The 15,395-nt window shown below is 37.2% G+C and carries 11 protein-coding genes; 7 read left to right on the top strand and 4 right to left on the bottom strand.

Annotated features, from left to right (window positions below):
* Positions 1–27 precede the first annotated feature (27 nt).
* Positions 28–195, top strand: coding sequence for a hypothetical protein (locus tag GH741_RS21645; RefSeq protein WP_170287643.1), 168 nt, complete (start codon positions 28–30; stop codon positions 193–195).
* Between the two features lie 851 nt (positions 196–1,046).
* Here the strand turns inward: GH741_RS21645 and recQ are convergent.
* Positions 1,047–3,194, bottom strand: coding sequence for a DNA helicase RecQ (gene recQ / locus GH741_RS15455; protein ID WP_153737646.1), 2,148 nt, complete (start codon positions 3,192–3,194; stop codon positions 1,047–1,049).
* Positions 3,195–3,315: 121 nt separating this feature from the next.
* A complete protein-coding gene (gene brnQ, locus GH741_RS15450; RefSeq protein ID WP_153737645.1) occupies positions 3,316–4,599 on the bottom strand; it encodes a branched-chain amino acid transport system II carrier protein in 1,284 nt (427 codons plus the stop codon).
* Positions 4,600–4,834: 235 nt separating this feature from the next.
* Between brnQ and GH741_RS15445 the strand changes: the two genes are divergently transcribed.
* A complete protein-coding gene (locus tag GH741_RS15445; RefSeq protein WP_153737644.1) occupies positions 4,835–6,685 on the top strand; it encodes a cation:proton antiporter in 1,851 nt (616 codons plus the stop codon).
* Between the two features lie 48 nt (positions 6,686–6,733).
* Here the strand turns inward: GH741_RS15445 and GH741_RS21640 are convergent, their stop codons facing one another.
* The gene (locus GH741_RS21640; RefSeq protein WP_170287642.1) at positions 6,734–6,910 is read right to left on the bottom strand and encodes an SE1832 family protein; all 177 of its coding nucleotides are present in this window, start codon (positions 6,908–6,910) and stop codon (positions 6,734–6,736) included.
* Between the two features lie 120 nt (positions 6,911–7,030).
* On the opposite strand from GH741_RS21640, the gene GH741_RS15440 reads away from it, so the two are divergent.
* The 4 genes from GH741_RS15440 (at position 7,031) to GH741_RS15425 (ending at position 11,354) form a co-directional block, all read left to right on the top strand.
* Positions 7,031–7,894, top strand: a complete 864-nt coding sequence (locus tag GH741_RS15440) for a GNAT family N-acetyltransferase (RefSeq protein WP_170287641.1) — start codon at positions 7,031–7,033, stop codon at positions 7,892–7,894.
* Positions 7,895–8,179: 285 nt separating this feature from the next.
* Entirely contained in the window at positions 8,180–8,740 is a 561-nt protein-coding gene (locus GH741_RS15435; RefSeq protein ID WP_153737642.1) for a TRAP transporter small permease, read from the top strand.
* Positions 8,741–8,887: 147 nt separating this feature from the next.
* The gene (locus GH741_RS15430) at positions 8,888–10,162 is read left to right on the top strand and encodes a TRAP transporter large permease (RefSeq protein ID WP_153737641.1); all 1,275 of its coding nucleotides are present in this window, start codon (positions 8,888–8,890) and stop codon (positions 10,160–10,162) included.
* 121 nt (positions 10,163–10,283) lie between these two features.
* Positions 10,284–11,354, top strand: coding sequence for a DctP family TRAP transporter solute-binding subunit (locus GH741_RS15425; protein ID WP_153737640.1), 1,071 nt, complete (start codon positions 10,284–10,286; stop codon positions 11,352–11,354).
* Between the two features lie 872 nt (positions 11,355–12,226).
* Here the strand turns inward: GH741_RS15425 and GH741_RS15420 are convergent.
* Entirely contained in the window at positions 12,227–13,309 is a 1,083-nt protein-coding gene (locus GH741_RS15420) for an AI-2E family transporter (RefSeq protein ID WP_153737639.1), read from the bottom strand.
* 230 nt (positions 13,310–13,539) lie between these two features.
* Here GH741_RS15420 and GH741_RS15415 point away from each other — a divergent pair, with 230 nt between their 5' ends.
* The gene (locus tag GH741_RS15415; protein WP_153737638.1) at positions 13,540–15,270 is read left to right on the top strand and encodes a phospho-sugar mutase; all 1,731 of its coding nucleotides are present in this window, start codon (positions 13,540–13,542) and stop codon (positions 15,268–15,270) included.
* Positions 15,271–15,395 lie beyond the last annotated feature (125 nt).

Genomic DNA, 15,395 nt, shown 5'->3' with positions numbered 1-15,395 from the left:
ACAATAAGTCTAAAAGGAGAGATACTCATGACTAATCCAGAGGAAGAACTGTTGAGTTTTCAAACGAATCCAAATGACTTTGGTAAGTGTAGTAATTGTGGGAAATTGTTGACTACTCCACAAGAACAAAAAATGACTCTTTGCAAAGAGTGCCAAAGACGACATAAAGATAAGGAAATACTTGGAGAAGAATAATGAAGCTCATTGTGCATTAACCGCACAATGAGCTTTTGTTTTGCTATGATATTTGAGTTGTGGCTTTAGAAATAAATTCTCTCTGCAACTCTTCTATATACTGTTTCTAAAAGATTGTGTTTTTGACATAATATCTATAAACTGCGTCGTAGTATCTTCTATTTGTGATACTAATTAAAGTTGAATGCTCCTATGCCGTTCCGGCAGAATACTTCGCTTTCCATGGGCACGGCCTTAGCCTCCTCAGAAGCCAAGAACGCTTCTTGCGGGGTCTTCGGACACGCGCTGTTCCCATAGGACAAGGAGTGCTTCATAGCAATACATCGCACGAAGAAAATCGAACTGTATTTTCGAGGAGTCTACGTATTCTGCCTTTCACTGGTAGTGGCGTTCTGAATATTGAGGGAAAAATAATTAGTTGTATGTTAAGAGAGTTTCCCGATCTTCAAAACATAGTTATTTAAAAGCTTGGGTACTAAACTACACTAGTTTTGAGCTTATCTATCTCCATTTCTTTATTATTTCAAATAAGATGATGATTGAAGCGCAGAGCAGTCGACTCCAGCGGGAAAAGCGACGGCTGAAAATCCCACAGGACTTGAATTAACTTCCTGAATCAACACCGCACGCAGAAAAAGTGTTTTCCTTTTTCAAGGAAGTGGTTTTCTTCCGAGGAAGTTGAAGCGTTGCCCGCGGAAAGCGACTACCCGGAGCGCAAATCAACTAGTAGTTAGGCTACGTCGCATTTTATATCAACTGCGAAAATTTAAAAGTAACAAAAATTACGAGAATTCACCTGAAACTCCCGTAATTCAGCACCGAAGAAGCTTACTTCAGTCCGTGCACTTAAATCACATGAATCCATTTTTAACTAAAACCGCGCGTATTGTTACATAATCGATGTCATCGGACAAAGCATCCTTAAGCGGCTTTAATTTTGGTTCTTCTAGCTGTTCTCTTGCCTCTAAAATTTCACTTTCCTGTATCTCATTAAAGAATAAACTCCAGTCAAGCTCTTCGCCTTCTTTAAATGCTTTGAACAAGTGATTAGTGACTGTCTGTGCGGTCACATTTCTAGAGATAGCAATATTATCAATGCTTTCTCCATCAATAAACAGTTGGTAGCTAATTAAATGACTTGGTCGTCCGTCACCCGCGTCTTTCTTACTCATAGTCGGCGGTTGTTCAACCGAAGCCTTTTGGGTAGCTATCTCAGTACTGTTCTGGCTCGTCCATTCACTGATCGCGTCAATAAATACTTCTCCGTACTGATCATATTTTTTCAGTCCTACGCCTTTGATTTGGAGCATATCCTCTTTCGTTTTCGGAAAGTATCGGCTCATTTCCTTCAATGTCGCATCCGAGAATAATACATAAGGAGGAACCTTTTCTTGGTCTGCAATTTGTTTGCGAAGCTGACGTAGTTCTTCAAATAACTCTTCTTTATAATCAGTTTCCACTGATCGTTTAACAGAGCCAGTAAACATCCAGATTTGTTTCTGCCCTTTTAATACAGCCTCTGCCTCTTTTGTCAGCTTTAAGATAGGAAACCGTTCTTCGCCAGACGATAATATAGCTTCTGCAACTAGGAAGTGAATAAAATTAGTAATCTCTTTTTCTGTATAATGCGACATCAATCCATACGTGGTAAGTTTATTAAACCCAAATTCGATTACCTTCTTATCCTTAGAACCCTTTAACACTTTTGCAGTAAGACCGGCACCAAACCGCTGATTCATTCGCTTAACGCAGGATAAAACCATTTGCGCTTCTCTTGTCATTTCCTCGCGCTCATCATCGTGAAGACAGTTTCCGCAATTATTACAATCATTTTTCATCGAGTAATCATTAAAATAATGCAGAACATAATTCTGAAGACAATTGTGTGTATGGCAATAGTTAACCATTGCCTGTAGTTTCTTATATTCCTTTGTCTTTTTATCTTCTTCCATTAGTGATTGCTCAATTAGAAATTTTTGAAGCTGGATATCTTGTCCGGAAAAAAGTAAAATACAATCACTTTGCTCCCCGTCACGACCAGCACGACCAGCCTCTTGATAATAGGATTCGATGTTCATCGGTAGTGCATAGTGAATAACATAGCGAACGTTAGATTTATCAATCCCCATTCCAAAAGCATTGGTCGCAATCATTATGTTATTTTCCTCTTGGGTGAAGGCGTTCTGGCTATCTTTCCGAACTTGTTCAGATAATCCAGCATGATACTTAGCAACTGATAGATCTTTGCTAGAAAGATAGCTATATAGCATATCGACCTGTTTTCGTGTTGAGGCATAAATGATCCCTGATTCTTTTTTTCTATCATTTATGTAATCAAGGACAAATTCCTTCTTATCGCGTCCCTTAATGACGTGGAAAGCTAAGTTCTCTCTAGCAAAACCAGTGTTAATGACGTGATTATCCTCGACTTGAATTAACCTTTGAATATCCTGAATAACCTCATCAGTTGCAGTTGCTGTTAGCGCTACAACTACGGGTAGGTTAGGGATTTTTTGTAACGCAGGCACTACTGAACGATAACTTGGTCGAAAATCATGTCCCCATTGAGAAATACAATGAGCTTCATCAAATGCAATCAACGATAGTGGGATCGTTTTGATTGTTTCTATAAAAGAAGGAGCTTCAAATCGTTCCGGAGCAACATAAACAAAATCATAAACTCCATTACGAAGTTCATTCATTCGTGATTGCTGTTCATCTGCTTGCAACGAGCTATTAATATAAGTTGCCGAGATACCTAATGCTTGAAGGGCATCAACTTGATCCTTCATCAGGGAGATTAATGGGGAGACAACCACAGCTGTCCCTGCAAGGGTTAGACCGGGGATTTGGTAACAGAGTGACTTTCCTCCACCGGTTGGCATAATGGCCAAAGTATTATTATTATCTAAAAGTTGTTCAATTACGGCTTGTTGACCTGGTCTAAAAGTATCAAAGCCGTAGTATTCTTTAAGAAATTTTTCTGCTTTTTTTATCATCAATGTTCATCCTTTAACCTAATCTAATGAAAGGGCCTACTGTTTAAAACAGTAGGCCTATATGAATCGTAACACGGAATAGATAAAATCGGTGAATGGATTCTCTGTTTCCTTAAATATTTTAATCCTTGTCTAGGACCCATCCTAGCGCTCCGCCTAAAATGGACGGAATAAGCCAGGCAAGACCAATGCTATAAAGTGGAAGGCTCTCCATTACTTGCTGGATACCAGGGATACTAAGTCCAAAGGAGTTAAGTCCGTCACTAATACTAATGACCGCAGTGAATAGAACGGCGAAGCGATATATACGTTTATAATTTTCAATCCATTTACTCATAAGCGTTAAGACAACCAAAACAATAGCAATGGGATAAATAGCTATTAATACCGGAACAGAGATGGCAATTATTTGGTTTAGACCAAGGTTAGCTATTAGTAAACTAACAACTGTGACGATGGTAACAACCATTTTGTAACTGATAGAGGTAGTTTTTGTGAAAAATTGTCCACATGCTACGGTTAGTCCAATCGAAGTGGTCAAACAAGCTAAGGCAACAATTACTCCTAATAGAATATTGCCGTAGTATCCAAAAGTAAGTTCTGCAGCACTGGAAAGAATTTGCCCGCCATTTTCAAATGTTCCATAAGCTGCCATTTTCACTCCAATTAATCCAATCGATCCATAAACAAGTGCTAATGCCAAACCTGCAATCAATCCAGCTTTAATAGTAAAGGAAACCATGTCTTTTTTATTTGTAATACCAACTTCCTTGAAGGCAGTAATCACAATAATACCAAACGCTAGAGCAGCAATTGCATCCATAGTTAAGTAACCTTCTAGGAAGCCGGTAAAGAATGGACTGTCTTGGTATTTTTCGGCTGGTGCTTGTTCAGGAGAATCTAAAACAATCAGACTCCCAATGCTAAGGGCAGCGATAGCAATAACTAATGCCGGAGTCAGCCACTGTCCAATCCGATCGATAAGCTTAGATGGGTTTAAACTTAACCAATACACAATAACAAAAAAGATAAAAGTAAATAAAAATAGCATCAAAGAGTGATTTAATGTCCCGGTAACCAAAGGAGTTATACTCATTTCATAGGCAACATTGGCAGCGCGTGGGATGCCGAAAAAGGGCCCAATTGCTAAGTAGATAATAGAAGAAAAGATAATTGCGAATATTGGATGTACTTGGGTGCCTAATTCAGTTGTATGGTTACTAACAAGAGCAATGGCAGCCACTGCTATAATCGGAAGGCCGACACCAGTTAGAATAAATCCAGATAAGGCTATCCAATAAGATGTGCCAGCCTCTATTCCAAGTGTTGGAGGATAAATCAAATTGCCAGCTCCGAAAAATAATGCAAATAGTGTAAAACCAATTAATAACGTATGTTTATTCATGATGACTCCTTTAATGGGGTTCTATTTTTGTGTTAAGTAATTTCAAAAGCAAAGATATACTAACAACCCCGTCCTAATTTGTCAATTAACGGAGAAAACCAAACAAACTGTTTTACTTCTGGTGAGAGTCCCTATACTATATTCTTTATATATTTCGTGTTTTTTCTTATTAATTCACAACCATTTAAATAATAGAAGCAAGTTGTTTTATTAATAGTAAAAAAGGAGGGAAGTCATGGTTGATTCGGTATTATTAGAATTTATGATAATCGGAATACTTGGAATAGGGTCGCAGTGGCTATCCTGGCGTTTTCGTTTACCAGCTATCGTAGTTATGTCTATAGCAGGACTACTTGCGGGCCCAATTTTTGGATTAATTAATCCTGAGCAAGATTTTGGTGATTTATATCGACCAATTATTTCCGTGGCTGTTGCGATCATTTTATTTGAAGGAAGCTTGAGCTTGGATTTCAAAGAGGTCCGAGGACTAGGACGTCCAGTTTTCAGAATTGTAACATTCGGGGCACTTATTAGCTGGCTACTAGGATCATTCGCTGCACACTATGTGGCAGGACTGTCCTGGGCTGTTGCCTATGTGATCGGAGCAATTTTCATAGTTACTGGTCCAACAGTTATACTCCCTTTATTAAGACAATCAAAGTTAAAACCCAGACCAGCAAAAATATTGAAGTGGGAAGGGGTCATTGTAGATCCTTTTGGTGCTCTACTTGCGGTTTTTGCTTTTGAAACTATTTTATTTTTCACAAGTGAACAACCAGATGGTACTGCGTTTCTATTATTCTTTTTAGCGTCAATTTTTGCTATATTATTAGGTTTGATATTCGGAAAAGGAACGGGCTGGATGTTTGAAGCTGGATATATTCCAGAGTTTTTAAAGTCACCGGCAGTATTTGCTGCGGTTATCGCTTGTTTCACTATTTCAGATGAAATAAGGCATGAAACAGGGTTGCTTGCAGTAACAGCGATGGGGATTACATTAGCTAATATGGGTATTTCTTCAATTAAGGACATGCGTCATTTTAAAGAGAATATATCGATTTTGCTAATATCGACTATTTTTATTATGCTAACAGCTTCACTTACAAGAGATACATTGCTGGATATTTTGAATTTTCAAATAATCGGGTACGTATTGTTAATGTTATTTATCGTACGACCATTATCTATTTTTGTTTCAACGATAGGAACGGATTTAACTTTGAAAGAGAAAGTGCTCGTTGGTTGGATTGCGCCGCGAGGAATCGTGGCCTTAACCGTGGCAGGTTATTTTGCTTCAGTTCTCTGGGAAGAGGGTTTCGAAGATGCTAGAATTGTTACTTCCCTAACATTTGCTTTAGTGTTCTTCACTGTTTGTGCCCACGGCTTTTCGATTGGCTGGTTAGCAAGAAAGTTAGATCTTTCTTCAGAAGGACAACCGGGGGTACTAATTGTTGGTAGTAATAAGTTTTCTGTGAACCTAGCAAAACTTTTTGAAGAGCTGAGGGTACCAACTATTATTACTGACTCTTCCTGGGAAAGGCTAGCAACTGCGAGGCGTGCGGATGTTAATTTTCACCATGGCGAAATTTTGTCTGAGCAAACAGAGTACCATTTAGATATGACACCCTATGATTATTTAATTTCCGCAACAGAATATGATTCTTATAACGCATTAGTGTGTACGACTTTCATCCCGGCATTCGGTCGGAAAGATGTGTTTCGGTTAGGGATACAGAGTGAAACAGGTGACAATGTGAAAGAGATGGTCTATACGATTGGTGGAAGGGTGCTTTTTGCTAAAAATGTTGCATTAGAGGATCTCATTCAAAAAATTGAAGGTGGTTATGTATTCCGAAAAACAACAATTACTGAACAGTATAACTATGATGATTATATTAAGGATAGGGACGACCAAGCTATCTTACTGTTTATTGTCAAGGCGAGTAAGAAGATTGAATTCTTTATTGAAGATATAACGGCTAGGGCTGAACAAGGTGATACAGTAGTAAGTCTCACCCCGCCGAGCAAGGAATTTGGTAAGATCCAATCTAAATTGAAACAACAACGAAATGAAACAAACAGATAGCAACAAAAAACTCGAAGATCAGAAAATAATCTTCGAGTTTTTTGTTCTTCACATCTCATCTAATTGTTTGTTTAGTTCAGCTAGCTCATTTTCTATGTGTTCTAATTGTTTCTCAGCATTAGTTGTATTACCACCAACCGAGTCCAATTTTTCTAAATCGGACTGGATTCTTACATAGTCGGATTTTAGTTCGTTAATTGTTTGTAGTATTTCCATTTTTGTCATTGAATCATTCACTCCTTTGGTGCAGTATTTACTAAAGTATAAACAATTTTTCAATAATATTGCCAAAAAAAGGTGTTGGCATTAAGATATTAATAATGTTTTTTGCGAGGGAGAATGGATATGTATATATCAAATACGAAGAACATAGAAACATACACAAGAATTGTCGAACCACTACTATTAAAAAAAGAAGCCTGTAACAACCTTTCATTAGGGATCCTTTATCGTTTTCTCGAAAAAAAAGAGAAAGCCGACGAGGCAACACCATTTTTAGGTTTGATTAAGGACAATGAAGGGACGCTAATCTATTCCTTTTTGCAGACCCCACCTCATAACCTGATACTCGCAGATATAGATTCAATAGATTCTACTATAATAGAAGAGATAGCCCAGTATTTATTTAAACAAGGTCTAGTTTTACCTGGTGTTTTAGGACCAACCGAATATGTGGAGGCCTTTACTTCCAAGTGGCAAAGCCTTTCTCAGAGTAAAGCAGCTGTTCATATGAGGCAACTGATTTATCAATTAGATCATGTGAATTCTATTAATTATCCATCAGGTCAACTAGTCAAAGCATCACCTGATGATAAGGAATTAATCAAAAACTGGCTAGTATTGTTCGGTGAAGAAGCTAATGAGGTAATTCCCCCTGAACATGCATATAAGTTAGCGGAACGATTTGTTAATAACGGTTCTGTTTATTTATGGAGGGTTAACGGTGTTTCGGTATCTATGGTTAATCAATCAAGAACAACAAGAAACGGGACAACGATAAATGGAGTATATACGCCAGATACATTCAAAAGAAAAGGGTATGCTACAGCAGCAGTGGCTAAACTGTCAGAAAAGTTGTTAGACAGCGGGCACCAATTTTGTGCACTCTACACGGACCTGGACAATCCCACATCAAATAACATTTATAAAAAAATCGGCTACCAAGTAGTAGGAGATTCGACTGTTTTCCATTTTGAACTGATTAAATAACCTAACATTTGTCTGCTATTAAGAATGAAACCGCTTTAATAAAGTGTATATTCTGTGAAATACAAGCATAACATAAGCATTAATTGAGCATATGGTAATTAAAAAGAGCATTTGCGCCCATATATAACTTAGTGCCGCTCATTATCAGTTAATTCAAAAATTTGGAGACTAAATCCATTTAATGGGTATATACTCCGTTTGAGTTAACTGAAATATATCTGTAATATAATACATATCCGAACAATTTAGACCAGTTTTTATCCTAAAAAAGGAGGAAACTATTCATTGAATATATTAAACTTTATTGACAAAACAATCATGAAATTGGAAGAATTCATCCTAAGTTTTGCAATTATCCTCATCTCAATCATGACTGTTGGTAATGTAATAGCAAGAGAAGTTTTTAATTCTGGCATATTGTCTTTTAATTTAGAGGTAAGCAAATTTGCGGTAGTTATTGCTACGTTCATGGGAATTGCTTATGCTGCAAGAAAAGGAAGACATATTAGTATGTCAGCATTCTATGATTTCGGGTCGTTTAAAATTAGAAAGATTATGATGATCGTTATTAATGGCTTAACAGCAATCGTACTTTTTGTACTAACTTATTTCTCAGGTGTATTTGTTATTTCAGAATACCAAAATGGAGCTGTTACGACGGCGTTACAGGTCCCGCAATATTTAATGGTTATCTTTATTCCAATTGGCTTTTTCATGGGGGGAATTCAGTTCATTCGAAATATGTGGATCAACATTACGGATAAAGAAAAAGTATATATTGGGATTGATGCTGAAGATTATAACGACAAAGATAAGCGTGAAATTGCCGATGAAATTCACTTGTAATTGAAATATTAAATACCTTCAGTCATTTTTTTAAATTGAACAATGAGGGGCTAGTAGAATGTAAGGGGTGTTAATTTCTAAGATATCTTAGTTATTCTTGGATTATTAGATGAAACCCTCAATATCATACATAGAAAGGAAACAATTATGCTAACAACATTGATGGCAATAATGATTGTTTTACTGTTACTTAATTTTCCGATGATGATTCCACTCATAGTAGCTCCGGTTGCAATATTACTTATATATTTCCCGAATTTAGGACCGGATTTACTGATGAGTCAGTTATTAACCGGTATAGAATCACCAGTATTACTTTGCGTACCATTGTTTATTTTTGCTGCAGATATTATGACGGCCGGGAAAACATCCGAGAGATTGTTAGATTTCATTGGAGCATTTGTTGGTCACATGCGTGGTGGATATGCAGTAACAACTTCAGCAGCTTGTACCTTGTTTGGTGCAATCTCAGGGTCAACACAAGCGACAGTAGTAGCTATTGGTAAACCAATGCGTCAGCGGCTTCTAAAAGCAGGCTATAATGATTCGAGTGCAATTGCATTAATTATTAATTCAAGTGACGTAGCTTTACTCGTTCCACCAAGTATTGGAATGATTATCTACGCGTTGGCAGCAGGTTCCGGAGTATCGGTTGGAGATTTATTTATTGCTGGTATTATCCCCGGAATTATTGTGTTTTTAAGCTTTGCTACATATAGTTATTTTTATGCTAAAGTCAAAAACATTCCACTAGCTGAAAAAGTAGATTGGAACGCAAGACTAAAGTTCTTTCTTAAAGCACTACTTCCTTTAGGTTTCCCCATTCTTATTATTGGGGGGATATACACAGGTACATTTACACCAGTGGAAGCAGCAGGGATTTCAGTACTTTATGCTTTTATATTAGAATTTATTATTTATCGATCTATTCCTATAAAAAATTTACCAAAAATTGCTTTATCAACTGGGCTTGTAACCTCCGCAGTATTTGTATTAGTAGCTGGGGGCCAGGTATTTACATGGGTTCTAGGTTACGCTAGAATTCCACAACAGATTACAGAAGCAGTGCTTGGAACTGATCCAAGTGCGATTTATGTACTGATTATGGTAAGTATTTTCTTCTTTATCGGATGTATGTTTGTTGATCCTATTGTAGTAATTTTAATTTTAACTCCAATTTTTGTACCTGCAGCAAGTGCAGCAGGAGTGGATTTAATTCATTTAGGAATAATTGTTACATTCCAAGCGGCATTAGGATCAGCGACACCGCCATTTGGAGTTGACATATTTACCGCCAGTGCGGTCTTTAACAAGTCCTATCTGGACGTAATACGAGGTACACCACCATTTATAATCATGTTACTTATTATTGGTGTATTGTTAATAGCATTTCCTCAATTATCTTTAGTGTTAGTTAATTAATTAGTTAGTTAAGTAGATCCTTAGTTAAATCAAGGATCCTTAATATATAAGTACAGTAAAAAAATAGGGGGTAATTATTATTTTTAACAAAAAATTTCTATTCGCTTTATTCTCCATAGTAATGCTTAGTTTTCTATTAGTAGCATGTGGTGGAGATGATGGTGCAACAGACGATGGCGCAGCAGATGACGGCGCAACGGACACAGAAGAAGGTACTGATGGTGCAACAGCTGATTTTGAAGAAGCAACATGGAGAATGGTTACAGAGGAAACAACAGGTCAAGTTCAGTTCGTTTATGCAGAAGAATTTGCAAATCGTATAAGTGAAAAAACTGGTGGAGCAATTACTGTAGAACCATATGAGTTTGGTGGACTAGGTAGTGAAGTTGACCAAACGAAGCAATTACAAGATGGTGCAGTAGAACTTGCTGTTATGTCTCCAGGTTTCACTGGTAACATGGTTAAAGAAGGTCAAATTTTCGCTCTACATTTCTTGTTCCCGGATAGCGTGGAAACAACACAAGAAATCCTAAATACAAGTGAAGCACTAAATACAGATTTAAGAGCAAGATATGAAGAATATGATATTTCACCACTTGCATTCTGGACTGAAGGTGCGATGCAGTGGACAAGTAACGTAGGACTTGAAGAGCCTGCAGACTTTGAAGGGCTTAAAATGAGAGTCCAAGAATCACCACTAATGATCAAATCTTATGAAGCATATGGTGCAAGCCCACAATCACTAAGTTGGGGTGAGCTTTACACAGGTCTAGATCGTGGTACAGTAGAAGGTCAAGAAAATCCAATTTTCTTCATCTATGATGCTGCATTCCACGAGGTACAAGAAACAATGACGATTTCTAATCATAACAACTATGTTGCTATGACAACTGCTAACACAACATGGTATAACGGTCTTTCAGATGAACTGAAAACAATTGTTGATGAAACAGTAGAAGAAATGCAAAGCTGGGTATATGAAGAGCAGGATAGACAAAACTCTGAATACCTAGAAGAAATGAGAAATGATACTGAACACCCAACTGAAATCATCGAACTAACCGAAGATCAACGTGCTGCATTCAGAGAGCTTGCAATGCCAATACGTGACTTCTATCGTACAGATGTTTCAGAAGTAGATGGCGCTATTCTTGATAAACTTCAAGAAGAAATCGACGCTGCAACAGAATAATAATTACTAACAAAAGGACTCCGAGCGTAATTGCTCGGGGTCCTTTTTATTTTTTTATTGAATATGGTGGTATGTTTTTCAATCAATTAGCAAGTCAAATTAGATGAAAAATGCGACGTAACTGTTAGTTGATTTTCTCTCTTTCACTCTAGTCAAATCGGTGCTATACTAACGTTTCGGCAGAATACTTCGCTTTCCATGGGCACGACCTCAGCCTCCTCAAAAGGAAGAGCGCTTTTTCCGGGGTCTTCGGAACGCGCTGTTCCCATAGGAGTCTACGTATTCTTCCTCCACTAGTAGGGGTGTTCTAATTATCGATACATAAAATCCATAGTCACCAAGTTTCACGGACACTTCTCCAATCGAAAGGGAGTGTTTATCCACAGCTTAGAGTAGCTTTCTGTTCAAGTAATCTGAACTCCAAGAAATGTTTATATAATGAAATAAAACTACTTTTCGATTAAAATAATTGATTGGATGAAGGTTTGTATTCTTTTGTGAGTCTTTGTCTTTATGTATTTTTACGCTAGTATATTGGTTGATAACTTAAATAACCCGTACAATAGCTATTTACTCTTGTGGTGATTGAAGCGAAGGGCAGTCGACTCCTGCGGGAACAGCACGCGTCTGAAGACCCCGCAGTGGCGGTTTTCCACGAGGAGGCTGAAGCCGTGCCCGCGGAAAGCGACTGTCCGGAGCGCAAATCCATAGCAGTCGATTATGGAAAAAGTGTAGAAACAATATTAATGAAAAGTTACGCCGCAGTCTATAGATTTTGTGTCAAAAAAGGCTAACCCAACAAAGTGGGCTAGCCTTTTAAAATAGTGGTATTTAACTCGTCTTGCAAGAGTTGTCTATATCTGAAGTATAGTCTAAATAATTTCCTGTTCATCATCTGGCTGTTTCTTTTGCCACTCGTGATAAAAATGAGAAACTATTGTCTTGATTACTGCATAGGCCGGTATAATAAATAGTAATCCAAGAAAGCCTGCAATACCCCCAGCAGCGAGAATTAGTGTAATAATCGTCAACGGATGAAGCTTTAAAACACGACCCATTACATTAGGAGATACTAGATTACCTTCAATTAACTGAGCCACTACCATTATAATCAAGACCCAAACAGCCATGATCGGATCCTGGAAAAAAGCTACTAGAATTGCAGGAACCGCGGCTAAAATTGGACCGACAAACGGGATAAAGTTCATGACAAGAGCAAATAACGCTAATGTTAATGAATAATCTAACCCAATTATTACATAGCCAATGTATAATACAATACCGATACAGAGACTGACGATGAACTGCCCTTGAATGAATGATGCCAATGTACTATTGATATCATTCATTAGGCGTTTAAAACTAGCTGCCTTTGGTTTACTTAAGAACTTAGAGATGAACGGGATTAATTTATCGCTATCCTTTAACATAAAGAATAAAAAGAACGGGATTAGGAAAAAGGAAAATACAACCCCAAAAATTTGCCCGAAAAAGTTAAATAAGAACGATGTGATGTCTTCCACATAAGTATCTAAATTATCTGTGATATTATTAATCGAGTTCTCTAACTGTGGTGGGATAATATTTTGATTTTCTTGCCAATAATCAATTATATCTTGAACGGCAGTAACCATAGCAGGAATATTATCAGTTAATCTTGTAAATTGTTTCTGAACAATCGGTGCTATAAAGTTCACAACGAAAAATCCAACTGCGATAATTAGTAAGAATACAATAATGATTCCTAAAATTCTATGTACCTTGTATTTTTCTAAGAAATTAACAATTGGATTTGTAACATAAAAAATGAACCCTGCACCGATAATTGGTACAGCAATGGCAGCTAAATATGCACCAAGCGGAGCGAAAATAAAATCTGTTAAAGAAATTAGATAAATTAGTAGAAATACGAGTATAAAACCAACAAGTATTCTAAACCACTTTTCTTTCGTCATCTAAACACAACCTTTTATAAGAATATTCTCTATTATTTATTATAATAAAAGATATAAAACTAGCATAGCATAATTAATATAAGGATGCCCTTTACTAGAATAATATAAACCTACTAGTTAAAAATCAGCCTATAGGTTGTTTAATTGTATTAATCATCGTTCTCAATAGAAAAGGGTTAGCGGTTATGTTAAAATTTTACTATAATCAACATTAACGAGGAGGAATGTAAATGACTTGGCAGGCTACATATAAAAAATGGAATGACTATCAAAGCTTAGATAAAGATTTGAAACAACAGTTAGTTGGTATGGCTAATTCAGATAAAGAACTAGAAGATGCTTTTTACAAAGAACTGACATTTGGTACTGGTGGGATGAGAGGTATACTCGGTCCGGGAACCAATAGGCTAAATATCTATACGATTCGAAAGGCAGTAGAGGGCTTAGCTAATTACCTAGAAGCAAATGTGAATGATTGCTATTCTAGGGGAGTAGCTGTTGCTTATGATTGTAGATATATGTCTAAAGAATTCGCTGTAGAAACTGCAAAGGTACTTGGTGCGCACGGAATAAAAACTTATGTATTTGAATCATTAAGACCAACTCCGGTTTTATCCTTTGCAGTGAGGTATTTGCATGCAGCTGCAGGAATTATGATCACAGCAAGTCATAACCCCCCAGAATATAATGGGTTTAAAGTCTATAACGAGGATGGTGGCCAGCTACCATTACAAGAAGCGGCAGAAGTAATAGCTAAAGTTCAAAAAGTAGGAAATGAACTTACAGTCCCGGTTAAAGAACAACAGGAAGTGGAACAAGATGATTTATTGACATGGGTCGGAGAAAAAGTTGATCAAGCCTATTTGCGTCAGTTAAAAACAATCTCCAAGTTAGATCTGGCGGAAATAAAACAAAAAGATCCACTTAAAATTGTTTTCACCCCTTTACATGGTACATCTCATGATATGGTTTTAAATGGATTACAGCAGTTAGGTTTTAACGATATTCATGTAGTTGCTGAGCAAGCGGAACCGGACCCGGAATTTTCTACGGTCGCTTCTCCTAATCCAGAAGAGCATCAAGCCTTTACAATGGCTATAGAGCAAGGGAAAGAACGCAATGCTGACATTTTAATAGGTGCTGACCCTGATGCAGATAGACTCGGTGTAGCTGTTCAAGATGGGGATGGATCTTACCAAGTATTAACTGGAAACCAACTAGGCACATTAATGCTCGATTTTGTTTTATCACATTCCACCCCTGAACAAATAACAAATGGCCGCTTAATAAAAACAATTGTTACTACGGAGATGGGGAGAGCAATTGCTGCTCACTATGGCGTTGAGACAATTGATACACTAACTGGATTCAAATTTATAGGAGAAAAAATCAAACAATTTGAATCAACCAAAGAACACTTCCTATTCGGATATGAAGAAAGCTACGGTTACTTGATTGGAGATTTTGTAAGAGATAAAGATGCTGTTCAAGCAGCGATGATAGCCTGTGAAATGGCTAGCTATTGGAAAGCCAAAGGAAAAACCTTACTAGAAGCCATCAATCAATTGTACGAGCAGCATGGCTACTTTTTTGAAGATATGACATCAATTACATTAAAAGGAAAAGATGGTGCAGAAAAAATTGGTGAGATTATGACCAACGTTAGAGAAAATCCATTCACTGAAATTGGTGGACTCAAAGTAGAACAGATAGAAGACTATCAGATCCAAGAACGAACCTTGTTAGAGTCAGGAAATAAGGAGGAGATAAACCTCCCAGTAGAAAACGTAGTTAAATATTTGCTCGAAAATAACAGTTGGGTATGTTTACGTCCATCAGGAACGGAGCCTAAGATTAAATGCTACTACGGGGTTTCAAGCAATTACCGTAAACAAAGTAAGACAATGTTAGAAAATTTAAAACAAGAAATGGAACACCGAATCAGTGTCATTGTGGAGTAAATGAGGAAACTCTGAAACAAGATTATCCATTTTTAGAGTGTAACCCAGACAATAGAAATGCTTGTATATCGAAATTTAAAACGGGGTAGCCTACCTAATATAAACTGATTGGATTAGGCAAAGGT

This window comes from Aquibacillus halophilus, from assembly GCF_009649745.1.
GTDB classification, from domain to species: domain Bacteria; phylum Bacillota; class Bacilli; order Bacillales; family Amphibacillaceae; genus Aquibacillus; species Aquibacillus halophilus.
This window is presented reverse-complemented; position numbering and strand designations above follow the sequence as displayed.

What these genes read in the sequence shown, in the direction of transcription:
- GH741_RS21645 (WP_170287643.1), top strand. Translation starts at nt 28, where the DNA reads ATGACTAATCCAGAGGAAGAACTGTTGAGTTTTCAAACGAATCCAAAT.
- recQ (WP_153737646.1), bottom strand. Translation starts at nt 3,194, where the DNA reads ATGATAAAAAAAGCAGAAAAATTTCTTAAAGAATACTACGGCTTTGAT.
- brnQ (WP_153737645.1), bottom strand. Translation starts at nt 4,599, where the DNA reads ATGAATAAACATACGTTATTAATTGGTTTTACACTATTTGCATTATTT.
- GH741_RS15445 (WP_153737644.1), top strand. Translation starts at nt 4,835, where the DNA reads ATGGTTGATTCGGTATTATTAGAATTTATGATAATCGGAATACTTGGA.
- GH741_RS21640 (WP_170287642.1), bottom strand. Translation starts at nt 6,910, where the DNA reads ATGACAAAAATGGAAATACTACAAACAATTAACGAACTAAAATCCGAC.
- GH741_RS15440 (WP_170287641.1), top strand. Translation starts at nt 7,031, where the DNA reads ATGTATATATCAAATACGAAGAACATAGAAACATACACAAGAATTGTC.
- GH741_RS15430 (WP_153737641.1), top strand. Translation starts at nt 8,888, where the DNA reads ATGCTAACAACATTGATGGCAATAATGATTGTTTTACTGTTACTTAAT.
- GH741_RS15425 (WP_153737640.1), top strand. Translation starts at nt 10,284, where the DNA reads ATGCTTAGTTTTCTATTAGTAGCATGTGGTGGAGATGATGGTGCAACA.
- GH741_RS15420 (WP_153737639.1), bottom strand. Translation starts at nt 13,309, where the DNA reads ATGACGAAAGAAAAGTGGTTTAGAATACTTGTTGGTTTTATACTCGTA.
- GH741_RS15415 (WP_153737638.1), top strand. Translation starts at nt 13,540, where the DNA reads ATGACTTGGCAGGCTACATATAAAAAATGGAATGACTATCAAAGCTTA.